This window comes from Archaeoglobus sp. (assembly GCF_017656475.1).
Taxonomy (GTDB): domain Archaea; phylum Halobacteriota; class Archaeoglobi; order Archaeoglobales; family Archaeoglobaceae; genus Archaeoglobus.
In genome coordinates, this window is the sequence record NZ_JACDNT010000050.1 from 1 (window position 1) to 10,533 (window position 10,533).

The window sequence follows — 10,533 nt, forward strand, 5'->3', positions numbered from 1 at the left end:
TTTATGCTGTACTACAACCGATTGAGGTGGTGTTTGTGTTAAGTGGACAGGTCCATACCTTTCTCCAACAAGCTTTAAATACACTCAACACTATTTTTTCCATGGAATTCGTTTTTGGAAAGAAAGTTTTTCAGTCAGAAGTGAGGAAAGCTTCTGATCTAAAGCCGGTGCTCGCATTTCCGGAAGCGCTCAAGGAGGACTTTGACGCTTACTACATGTTCAGGGACTCCTTTAAAACTGATGAGGAGGCAGAGATCATAAGGAAAGCTGGGTTGAGATACGACTACACTGTAATCCCACCCAACAACATAGGTGGAGAGAGCATCAAAACTTACGGCCACTACCATCCTGAAGTTGAGAATGGCCTTACATATCCCGAAGTATATCAGGTGCTAGAGGGGAAAGCATTTTTCATCATGCAAAAACCCTCAAACGGGAAAATAGAGGATGTGATTGTTGTGGAAGCCAAAAAATGGGATGTTGTTGTTGTACCTCCAAATTACGGCCACGTAACAATAAATCCAACGGATGAGGATTTGATTACTGCAAACTGGGTTTGCAGGAACTTCAGTTCAATTTACGACCCCTATACTCAGAGAAGGGGCGCTTGCTACTACTACATAAACGGAGAGTGGGTCAGAAACAAAAACTACGAAGATGCGCCTGAAATAAGATTTGCAAAGCCAAAGAACGTGCTTGGAGTTAATGAAGACATGTACGAACTGGTTTACAGCATAGAGAAACTTGAGTTTCTGGTTAAGCCCCAAAAGCATCTTAAAATCTTCGAAGACGCATTTGAATTTCTTTAAAAAATAGGTAAGTTTAAAAATTTTTACATTGAGAGGGCGAGCTTAATGTCGTCTGCAGTGACGGTCTTTCTGCCTGAGTGCTTTGCAATTTCCACAGCTCTCTTAGCAACGGTAATTGCGTAGTCCTCAAGCACTTCGACCATCTTTTCCACTGCATCTGCACTTACTCTCTCAGCCCCAGCCTTCCTAATCAATCTGTCAACCGGTGCCATCGGCAACTCAGCCATTCAACACACCTCCTATCTCTTTTCGATACAAAATTTAGTATTAGGTATATATATACTTTTCTATCGAACTTCCATCAGAACAATATTTTCTCGAGCATGTGATGCCAGCAAGCTCCTAAATAAGAACGAAGTTAAGATGTTGATGCAACATTGGGATGGGGGAAAAATGAAAATCGCAGAAAAGATATGTATTTAAAAATTTTAAATTTTTACAAAAAATTAACCGAAGAGGGCACCGAGCCCCTCGATTGCCTCTTCTTCTTTCTCCTCTTCTTCCTCTTCCTCTTCCTTGGCCTCCTCTTTTACTTCCTCCGCTGGTGCTGCTGCCGCAGCAGCCGGTGCAGCCGCTACTGCCATTGGCATCGCTGCCTTCTGTATTGCCTCGTCGATGTTCACGCCCTCAAGGGCGGCAACGAGAGCCTTAACTCTTGCCTCATCCACTTCTACACCTGCAGCCTCAAGAACCGCTTTTACGCTGTCCTCCGTTATCTCCTTACCAGCCGAGTGCAGCAGGAGAGCCGCATACACATACTCCATTCTCAACACCTCCTTTTAACCAAATAAAGCACCTAAACCTTCAATCGCCTCTTCTTCTTTCTCCTCTTTCTCCTCTTCCTCCTCGGGCTTCTCTTCTTCCTCCTTCTCCTCTACTGTTGGAGCAGTTTGAGCTTGAGCCTGAGCGATTCCGGAAAGCAAGGACTTTAGCTCTTCATCCAGTGCATCTTCAGGTAGCAGAGATGCAAGCGACAGCATCTCTCCATGAGCTTTTAATATCAAATCCTCCATCACGCCCTTTTCGAAGATTCCTGCGTTGATTGCAAGGTTCCTGGCGTCCATTACGGCCTTCATTATGAGTATTTCAGCCGTCTCTTCGGTGACATACGCAGAGTTGACTGCGAGGTTGATAGCCATCTGATATGCCTTCTGGAAGTCCTCAAGCACCTTTTCAGTATCTATCGCCAGCGTCTCGGGTGTTAGAATCACTCCTGAGTCAAGCACAGCCTTGACATCGAGCCCTATTTTGATCGGTTTAATTTCAAGCCTCTCCAGCGCCCTTGCGACCTCAGGCCTGACAACTTCACCAGCCTTTACGACGGTTGTAGTAGCTTTTACAACAACTTTGCCCTTTTCAATTGCTACTGGCAACCCAGCAGCCTGAAGTTCGGCCATTAGCGGGCCGGGAGGTATAGGCGTCGGCCCCTCGTTGACGACGACATCAACAGGAGACACCTGATTAGGTTTGAGCGGAGAGGGCACCTTTGTGTCTTCGATCATTTTGAAAAGTCTGAACGGATTCTCGTTTGCGGTGATCAAAGCAATCTGGTCGCCCAGAAAATCTTTAAGCTTGACGTAATCTCCTCCGAGAGCATCGAGGGCTCTCTCAAGGAGGGTGTTCTTAACAACCTTTATTTCAGCTTTTCCTCTAAAATCCCTCCTTATCTTTTGCATCTGACCAGCAGGCACGTTTCTGAAACTGACTATGGCCACGACTGGCCTTGAAGATATCATTTTCTTTATTTCCTCTACAGCTCTAACCTTATACTCTGGGGGCGTGCCTCTAATCGCAGCCATTTACACCACCCTCACTGCAGGTCCCATTGTCTTCTTCACATACACTGACTTGACAACCTGCGATGGATTTTCATACTTGTTTTCCACGACTTTTAAAACTTCCATGGCATTCTCTGCAAGCTTTTCAACATCCATGTTTTCACTGCCAATGGGTGCATGGAAAGTCGTCTTATCTCTCGTCCTGACTTTCACCGAGTTTCTCAGCCTCTCGATGAAGGGCTTGGGATCAGCGAGCGGAGGAATCGGCTGCGGAATCTTGCCTCTCGGACCCAGAACAGGGCCAAGCCTTCTGCCGATCTCAGGCATGAGCGGTGCCTCTGCAATAAAAAAGTCTATTGAGTTCGCAAGCTTCTTCGCCCTTCTCTTATCCTTTGCCAATTCATCGATTTCTTCTGGAGTTATTACAGCATCTGCACCAGCTTCTTTTGCCTTTAATGCAGTATCGCCCTTTGCAAAAACACCCACCTTTCTTGGCTTCCCCAGACCATGAGGCAGATTAATAACAGCGTCAATTCTGTTCTCCGGCTTCTTCATGTCCAGATTTCTTAGATTTACAGCCATCTCCACCGTTTCTACAAAATTTCTTTTCTTTCCGCTCTTAATAGCCTCCTCTATCGATTTTGCGAGTTTATCCTTATCCACTAGCATTATATCACCCCGTAGTCCCAGCGGCTTCAGCCTCCTACGGACTCCTAAGGGAGTAGTGGAGAGGTATTTTAAGTTATCGGTTGGGAGTGGGTTGAGCAATCATTAGCCTGCCGGGTTTTGATTAACCCACAAACTCTAAAAGCTTAACCGGTTGTGAAATAATAAAGGTTTTAATCTCTTCAACAATCTCCAACCATGCTCAGTGATGTGGTCAGAGATGCAGAGGGTGAAAAAGTCTTTCTTCTTGGCAATGAGGCCATAGCAAGAGGGGCGATTGAGGCAGGGATTGATGTTTTCGCAGCATATCCCGGCACGCCGTCATCTGAAATCGCCGACACTTTAAGCAATGCCTGCAGACTTCTGAGAGGAAAGATGGACTTTTACATGGAATACTCTGCAAACGAGAAGGTGGCATTCGAGGTTGCCGTTGGCGCATCTCTCGCCGGAAAAAGGGCTATGGCAACTATGAAGCATGTCGGTGTGAATGTTGCCGCAGATACCCTTTTCAGCTTCGCCTACGTTGGTGCGAGAGGTGGGTTTGTTCTCGTTACTGCCGATGACCCCTCAATGCACAGCAGCCAGAACGAGCAGGACAACAGATGGTACGGAAAAGCAGCGAAGCTTCCTGTTGTGGAGCCATCAAGCGTACAGGAGGCGAAAGATTATGCGAAGCTCTGCTTCGAGCTTTCAGAGAAATTCGGCCTGCCGATGATTCTCAGAAGCTACACGAGGCTGAGCCATGCCAGCGGAGTTGTTGAGCTTGGAAAAATTCCTGAGAAAGAGTTTGAAAGAGTGGGATGGGAAAGGCATCCGGAAACTGATGTCGTTCTTCCCGCTCATGCAAGAAAGCTAAAACCCATTTTGCTGGAGAAGCTGAGCAAAATTGAGGATTACTTCAACAAGTCGGATATGAACTGGGTTGATGACGGGCTGGGTGATGTTGGAGTTATTGCGTGCGGTTTAAGCTATGCATATGCCAAGGAAGCTCTTGAAAACCTGAACCTCGACCTGCCTGTTTTGAAGCTCTCATCAATGCATCCCCTGCCGGAAAAGCTGATTGAAGATTTCGTCTCGCAGATGAAGAAGGTTATAGTTGTGGAAGAGGTTGACCCCTTCGTTGAACTCCACGTAAGGGCAATGGGGCTGGCTGAGGTTTACGGCAAGATGAACGGCTATATGCCCATGAACTACGAGTACAATGTTGGAAGGGTTGAGATGGGAATCGCGAAGGCTCTCGGAATGAAGCCGAGCAGGGATTACGAGAGAATTGCGGCAGAGTCTCAGAAAATAGCAGCAAAGGCTCCACCAAGACCACCTGTACTCTGCCCCGGATGCCCCCACTCGGCATCCTTTTACGCAATAAGGAGAGTTGTTAATGAGCTTGGAAACGCTGCGCTGCCCAGCGACATAGGCTGTTACACTCTCGGAATTAACAAACCACTTGAAGGAGTTGACATTACAATCTGCATGGGGGCAAGCGTTGGAGTTTCGAACGGCCTGGCTCATGTGCTTAACGACAAAATTATTGCTACAATTGGAGATTCGACATTCATCCATGCCGGAATTCCGCCGTTGATAAATGCAGTTTACAACAACGCCAAGTTTGTGCTTGTCATTCTTGACAACTCCACAACGGGTATGACAGGACACCAGCCCCATCCTGGTACGGGATTCAGGGGATGCGGAGAGGTTGGAAAGGCTGTAAAGATAGAGGACATTGTGAAGGGATGCGGAGTTGAGTTCGTCGAGGTTGTGAACCCCTACAACATCAGAAAGATGATGGACGTGCTGAGAAGGGCCCTGAACCACGATGGTGTGTCAGTAATAATTGCAAGACAGCCATGTGCAATTCTTTGGTCGAGGGCTAGGAGGAAGGAAGGCAAGATTGTCACATACAACGTGACCGAGGACTGCACACTGTGCATGGAGTGCATAAACACCTTTGCCTGCCCGGCTCTGATATTTGACGGTGAGAAAGTTAGCATCGACCAATCCCTCTGCGTTGGTTGTGCTGTCTGCGCAAAAATCTGTCCAAACAGGGCGATTAAACCTGCAAAAAGTAATTAACCTCTTTTCTTTAAATTTTGTTATGTCAAGGGCTTTGATATTTGGCAGGTTTCAGCCCTTCCATCTTGGCCACCTCAATGTTGTCAAGTGGGCTCTTGAAAAGTTCGATGAACTCGTTTTGCTGGTTGGAATGGCGAATGAAAGCCACACAGTACTCAATCCATTCACAGCAGGCGAGAGAATATGGATGATGCGAGATGCTCTTAAAGATGAGGGTGTTGATTTGAGCAGAATTGTTACAGCCACCGTTCCAACAATGAGCGTTTATGTTGGGCATGCCTTTTATATAATCAACCTCGTTCCCAGGGTGGATTCGATAATAACGAGGAATCCGGTAATAGCACAGGTCTTCCACGATGCCGGGCTTGAGGTTATCGCTCCTCCCGAGTTCGACAGGAGCCTTTACAGGGGAAGCTACATCAGAAAACTCATGCTCGAAGATGGGAACTGGAGAGAGCTTGTACCAAAAACTGTTGCAACGATAATTGACAAGATAAATGGTGTTGAGAGGTTGAAAAGGGCTGCGAGCAGGGATTAGCAAAATTTTTAATACCAGTGGTTTAAAGGCTGATGAGCCGCCGTGGCTCAGCTGGCAGAGCGGGTGACTTGTAATCACCAGGTCGCGGGTTCAAATCCCGCCGGCGGCTTACATGATTATACTTTTCTGGAAAGAGCATTACTAAAACAAAAGCTTATTTACTCTTCAGTACAAAAAAGCTTCATGAAAAGAATTAACTTCGTCTTTTTGCTTTTAGCGTTGGCTGTGGTTCTAAGCGGCTGTGCCACGCTTACCGTGCATTCCAAAGTGAGCAAGGATGGAGTTATTGAGAATTATAAGATTATTATCAACACGAGTTCATACGTTTACGGGCTGTTAGCTGAAGGGGCGAAAAAGGAAGGATATAACTCACTTAGAGAGTCTTTAATGAGCGAAATACCGGAAGAAATGCGAGATAAAGTTACTTACGACGAAGTTTGGTCAGGAGACCAAGTTTCGATAATTATAGAGGTTAAAGATTATGTGCCGAGGAGTGACGACAGGGTGAAAGTAGTAATGGATAATGGACTCCTGACATATGAAGACCTATCTTTTATGTCTGGAGAGGGCAAAACAACATCAAACGAGATAAACAAGGCAATTCTCAGCTCATTCTCGCTGCATTACTACTTGGAGATGCCCGGTAAAATTGTTGATTCAAATGCTAATGTTGTGAGAGATAACAAAGCGGAGTGGCACTTGACAGGGGCAAATGCGTTTAATGCGAGGATTTATGCTAAGAGTGAGGTACCTAAGATTCCCGGATTTGAAGCAGTATCTTCAGTACTCGGTTTGATGGTCGCAGGATTCCTTTTGAGAAGGTCGAAGTGAATGAGTTCTTAGTTTACGATCAACGTTGGATTAATAGCAGACGGAGTTAAGAAAAACCAGAGTGCTCCGGCCGGGATTTGAACCCGGGTCACGGGATCGAGAGTCCCGTATGATTGGCCGGGCTACACCACCGGAGCTTATAGCTGATTTGTCAGTGTGTTTATAAACTCTTCTGTTGCTGTCCTCTGACAGATTAATAAAAAATAGGAGAGAGAATTTAATCGATTTTGATTCTCTTCCCACCCTTCTTCGGTGTCTTCTTCTTCAGGATGACCTCAAGAACACCGTTGTTGTACCTTGCCTTCGCTGAGTCCGGGTCAACCTCTGCAGGCAGCTCGACAGTTTCGTAGTACTTCCTGTTCTCTCCTTCTGCCCTGATTTCAAGAGTTGTCTCGGTAGCGTTGACCTCGATGTCGTCCTTGTCCACTCCCGGCATCTCTGCAATGACCTGTATCTCGTTGTCTGTCTCAATTACGTCAACCAGCGGTTTCCTCTCTTCAATTCCTGTTTCTTTGATTGTGGGCTTTGTTCCGAACTCCCTTATCTCAGGCTTTCCATCAGGCCCTATTCTGATTGAGAACCCTCTGACTATCGGCTTTATCTCTCCTGACTCTGCCCTTCTGAAGATGTCCTCGATATCTTTCATCATCCTCTCGAATATGTCGTCTATGCCAAATCTGAAGATGTCGTCAAAGATATCCCACTCCTCATCCCAGTCTCTTCTCCTTCTCCTCCAAACCATACTCTATCACCTCCTTTAAGCATACATCCTGTGGAAATCCTCAATTAACTTCTCATACTTCTCAACGTCCTCTTTCGTTAAGCTCGGCTTTACCTTCTTCAACGCCTCCTCAAAGTGCCTGTTCTCTATCTTGAGCTTCTTTGCAGCCTCCTTTGCCTCTTCTCTGCTCATTCCCGGCTTGATCAGCTCTCTAATTGCAAGCATGCCAGCCTCTCTGCACACAGCCTCGATGTCCGCTCCGCTGTATCCCTCAGTCTTCTCTGCAAGTTTTTCGATGTCAACATCGTCAGCAAGCGGCTTTCCTCTGAGGTGTATCTTGAATATCTCCACTCTCGCCTTCTTGTCTGGCGGTGGGATGTAGATGTGCCTCTCAAGCCTTCCGGGCCTGAGCAACGCTGGATCAATCATGTCCGGTCTGTTGGTTGCGGCAATCACAACAACGTCCTTTAACTCCTCCAGACCATCAAGCTCTGTCAGGAGCTGGCTCACAACCCTCTCCGTCACATGTGAGTCTCCAATTCCTCCTCTTCTGGGAGCTAAGCTGTCAATCTCGTCGAAGAATATGACACATGGAGCGACCTGCCTTGCTTTCCTGAACATCTCTCTGACGTGCTTCTCGCTCTCTCCAACCCACTTGCTAAGCAGCTCCGGGCCTTTTACACTAATGAAGTTCGCATTACTCTCGTTTGCCACAGCCTTTGCGAGCAGAGTCTTACCTGTTCCGGGCGGGCCGAACAGCAGTATTCCTCTTGGCGGTTTGATGTTTGCAGCCTTGAACACTTCAGGATACTTCAGCGGCCACTCCACAGCCTCCATCAGCTCCTGTTTCGCATGCTCTAAACCGCCAATGTCCTCCCACCTGACATTTGGCACCTCCACAAGCACTTCTCTCATGGCAGATGGCTCGATGTTCTTCAATGCCTCCAGGAAGTCCTCTCTAGTAACTTTCAGGTTCTCTAAGACTTCAGCGGGTATTTCCTCAGCCTCTATGTCTATTTCAGGCAGCACCCTTCTCAAAGCGTGCATTGCAGCCTCCTTACACAACGCCTCCAAATCAGCACCTACGAAACCGTTGGTCATCTCGGCAAGCTCCTCAAGGTCAACGTCCTCGGCGAGAGGCATCTTCCTGGTGTGTATCTCCAGAATCTCTTTTCTTCCCTCCTTGTCCGGCACTCCGATCTCAATCTCTCTGTCGAACCTTCCCGGTCTTCTCAATGCCGGGTCAATAGCATCAGGTCTGTTTGTGGCAGCGATAACTATGACATCTCCTCTCGCCTCAAGACCGTCCATCAGTGCAAGCAGCTGTGCAACAACTCTTCTCTCAACCTCTCCGGTAACCTCTTCTCTCTTAGGAGCAATGGAGTCAATCTCATCTATGAATATAATCGACGGAGCGTTCTCCTTTGCCTCCTCGAAGATTTCCCTGAGCCTCTGTTCGGACTCTCCGTAGTACTTGCTCATGATTTCTGGACCGCTGATCGGAATGAAGTGTGCATCCACTTCATTGGCAACAGCCTTGGCTATAAGTGTCTTTCCTGTACCGGGCGGGCCATAGAGCAGCACACCCTTGGGCGGCTCAATTCCGAGCTTCTGGAAGAGTTCAGGGTGCTTCAATGGAAGCTCTATCATCTCTCTGACGAGTCTAAGTTCCCTCTTGAGACCTCCTATGTCCTCATAGGTGACATCAGGTACAGCTCTCTTAACCTCCTCAGCAGGCTTCTCCTTGAGCTCGATTGCAGTGTTCCTCGTTACGACAACCACACCTGAGGGTCTGGTGGCGGTTATCACGAACGTTAGGGTGTGACCGAACACCTCAACCCTGATTTTCTGCCCTTTGATTACTGGCCTTCCCTCAAGCAGCCTGAGAAGATACGCTTCTCCACCCATCAGCCTTACTGGCTCTGTTGGGGCCAAGGTAATCTTTTCCGCGGGCTTTGCAGCTACCTTCCTTATTCTAACTTTGTCGTCAATACCGACACCTGCATTACTCCTTATGCTACCATCAATTCTTATTATACCCGTTCCCCTGTCCTCCGGATAGCTCGGCCAGACGATAGCTGGAACGGTGCTCTTGCCAATGATCTCGATAATGTCACCACTCTGCAACCCGTACTTTTCCATCACTGCTGGGTCTATCCTCGCGACACCCCTACCAACATCACGATAATATGCCTCAGCAACTCTCAAGGTTATCTCATTACCTTTATCTTTACCACTCATTTTTACCACCTCCTTACTTTATCACCCAAACAACTTCACCATCTTTCTCTTCTTTCTCAACCAATCCTCTTTTGTGAAGGGAATTAAGCGCCCTCTCAACCTCCCTGTATGGGAGTCTGAAGGCTTCGGCAATCTCCGCTGCCGTTCTCAACCCCTTTGCGAGGCCGAGCATTACAAACCTCTCAAGGTCATCGCTTACAACTCTCTCGATTTCATTGAGCATTCTTTCAACGAACTGGTTGAATCTCATTGAGAGAAAGCTTTGCATTCTTGAAAACCTTCTCTGAAGGTCCTCCGCAACCTTGAGTGCTCTGTAGATCTCTGAAATGGATTCAGCCCTCAGCCTCTCCATCATGTTGAACTCGTTCCGAATCTCTCTCATCAGAGAGGGCAGATCGTAATTTTCACTATCTCTGATTTCAGCCCCGAACTTGTGGGGGGAAATAATGACTTCGAGGCGGAGACTCCTCGGAATGTAGTAATACCTCCTTCTCCCCTCTTCAAAGCTCGCCACTATTCCTGCTTTCACGAGCTTGTCGAGATGCTCAAGCACGGCTTTGGGAGCCATGCCGAGATAGTATGAAATCTCGCTCACATAGCACGGTTTTCTTGAAAGCAGTTCCAGTATCCTCCTCCTGCTCTCGTTTCCGAGGATATCCATTATGGTCTCCGCCTCAATCTCCATCTGACCACCTCTTTGACACTAACACCTTAACTCTTAATATCGGTTACTAACTTTATGTTAGGTTCATAGTATATAAACTTTTCGGTTAGTTAATTATCTTGTCTTTTCCCGAAATTATTTCCCACTCTAACAAACCTCGATGTGAAACTTGACGAGAAGGCGATAAAATGGATAATCAGGGAAAAAGAGAAGGG

11 protein-coding genes and 2 tRNA genes are annotated in these 10,533 nt (G+C 47.2%); 5 read left to right on the top strand and 8 right to left on the bottom strand.

Annotated elements, in window-relative coordinates; all coding sequences use genetic code 11:
* Positions 1-101: 101 nt before the first annotated feature.
* Complete coding sequence (locus tag H0Z19_RS10625) at positions 102-809, top strand: glucose-6-phosphate isomerase family protein (RefSeq protein WP_290726453.1); 708 nt, start codon at positions 102-104, stop codon at positions 807-809.
* 23 nt (positions 810-832) lie between these two features.
* On the opposite strand, the gene H0Z19_RS10630 is transcribed toward H0Z19_RS10625, so the two are convergent.
* The 4 genes from H0Z19_RS10630 to H0Z19_RS10645 all read right to left on the bottom strand — a co-directional run bounded on the left by H0Z19_RS10630 (position 833) and on the right by H0Z19_RS10645 (position 3,256).
* Entirely contained in the window at positions 833-1,036 is a 204-nt protein-coding gene (locus H0Z19_RS10630) for a histone family protein (protein ID WP_290726455.1), read from the bottom strand.
* A gap of 219 nt (positions 1,037-1,255) precedes the next feature.
* Positions 1,256-1,573, bottom strand: a complete 318-nt coding sequence (gene rpl12p / locus H0Z19_RS10635; protein ID WP_290726457.1) for a 50S ribosomal protein P1 — start codon at positions 1,571-1,573, stop codon at positions 1,256-1,258.
* 15 nt (positions 1,574-1,588) lie between these two features.
* Entirely contained in the window at positions 1,589-2,608 is a 1,020-nt protein-coding gene (locus tag H0Z19_RS10640) for a 50S ribosomal protein L10 (protein WP_290726459.1), read from the bottom strand.
* Positions 2,609-3,256 carry a 50S ribosomal protein L1 gene (locus tag H0Z19_RS10645; protein WP_290726461.1) on the bottom strand — a complete coding sequence of 216 codons (648 nt, stop codon included), beginning with the start codon at positions 3,254-3,256 and terminating at the stop codon, positions 2,609-2,611.
* A 195-nt stretch (positions 3,257-3,451) separates the two neighbouring features.
* Between H0Z19_RS10645 and iorA the strand changes: the two genes are divergently transcribed.
* From iorA to H0Z19_RS10665, 4 genes are all read left to right on the top strand, one after another.
* Positions 3,452-5,323, top strand: coding sequence for an indolepyruvate ferredoxin oxidoreductase subunit alpha (gene iorA, locus H0Z19_RS10650; protein ID WP_290726463.1), 1,872 nt, complete (start codon positions 3,452-3,454; stop codon positions 5,321-5,323).
* Positions 5,324-5,345: 22 nt separating this feature from the next.
* A complete protein-coding gene (locus H0Z19_RS10655; RefSeq protein WP_290726465.1) occupies positions 5,346-5,861 on the top strand; it encodes a nicotinamide-nucleotide adenylyltransferase in 516 nt (171 codons plus the stop codon).
* Between the two features lie 36 nt (positions 5,862-5,897).
* Positions 5,898-5,970: transfer RNA gene (locus tag H0Z19_RS10660), tRNA-Thr, on the top strand.
* Positions 5,971-6,044: 74 nt separating this feature from the next.
* Positions 6,045-6,692 (top strand): PGF-CTERM sorting domain-containing protein, encoded by a 648-nt coding sequence (locus tag H0Z19_RS10665; RefSeq protein ID WP_290726467.1) that lies wholly within the window; start codon positions 6,045-6,047, stop codon positions 6,690-6,692.
* 62 nt (positions 6,693-6,754) lie between these two features.
* Here H0Z19_RS10665 and H0Z19_RS10670 read toward each other — a convergent pair.
* From H0Z19_RS10670 to H0Z19_RS10685, 4 genes are all read right to left on the bottom strand, one after another.
* Positions 6,755-6,829: transfer RNA gene (locus tag H0Z19_RS10670), tRNA-Glu, on the bottom strand.
* 80 nt (positions 6,830-6,909) lie between these two features.
* Complete coding sequence (gene hsp20 / locus H0Z19_RS10675; protein ID WP_290726469.1) at positions 6,910-7,434, bottom strand: archaeal heat shock protein Hsp20; 525 nt, start codon at positions 7,432-7,434, stop codon at positions 6,910-6,912.
* Between the two features lie 15 nt (positions 7,435-7,449).
* On the bottom strand, positions 7,450-9,654 hold the full coding sequence (locus H0Z19_RS10680) for a CDC48 family AAA ATPase (protein ID WP_290726470.1): 2,205 nt from the start codon (positions 9,652-9,654) through the stop codon (positions 7,450-7,452).
* A gap of 13 nt (positions 9,655-9,667) precedes the next feature.
* Positions 9,668-10,339, bottom strand: coding sequence for a metalloregulator ArsR/SmtB family transcription factor (locus H0Z19_RS10685; protein WP_290726472.1), 672 nt, complete (start codon positions 10,337-10,339; stop codon positions 9,668-9,670).
* Between the last annotated feature and the right edge of the window lie 194 nt (positions 10,340-10,533).

Bases quoted from the DNA above. Each gene is read 5' to 3' on its own strand.
- H0Z19_RS10625 (WP_290726453.1), top strand. From the start codon at position 102: ATGGAATTCGTTTTTGGAAAGAAAGTTTTTCAGTCAGAAGTGAGGAAA.
- H0Z19_RS10630 (WP_290726455.1), bottom strand. From the start codon at position 1,036: ATGGCTGAGTTGCCGATGGCACCGGTTGACAGATTGATTAGGAAGGCT.
- rpl12p (WP_290726457.1), bottom strand. From the start codon at position 1,573: ATGGAGTATGTGTATGCGGCTCTCCTGCTGCACTCGGCTGGTAAGGAG.
- H0Z19_RS10640 (WP_290726459.1), bottom strand. From the start codon at position 2,608: ATGGCTGCGATTAGAGGCACGCCCCCAGAGTATAAGGTTAGAGCTGTA.
- H0Z19_RS10645 (WP_290726461.1), bottom strand. From the start codon at position 3,256: ATGCTAGTGGATAAGGATAAACTCGCAAAATCGATAGAGGAGGCTATT.
- iorA (WP_290726463.1), top strand. From the start codon at position 3,452: ATGCTCAGTGATGTGGTCAGAGATGCAGAGGGTGAAAAAGTCTTTCTT.
- H0Z19_RS10655 (WP_290726465.1), top strand. From the start codon at position 5,346: ATGTCAAGGGCTTTGATATTTGGCAGGTTTCAGCCCTTCCATCTTGGC.
- H0Z19_RS10665 (WP_290726467.1), top strand. From the start codon at position 6,045: ATGAAAAGAATTAACTTCGTCTTTTTGCTTTTAGCGTTGGCTGTGGTT.
- hsp20 (WP_290726469.1), bottom strand. From the start codon at position 7,434: ATGGTTTGGAGGAGAAGGAGAAGAGACTGGGATGAGGAGTGGGATATC.
- H0Z19_RS10680 (WP_290726470.1), bottom strand. From the start codon at position 9,654: ATGAGTGGTAAAGATAAAGGTAATGAGATAACCTTGAGAGTTGCTGAG.
- H0Z19_RS10685 (WP_290726472.1), bottom strand. From the start codon at position 10,339: ATGGAGATTGAGGCGGAGACCATAATGGATATCCTCGGAAACGAGAGC.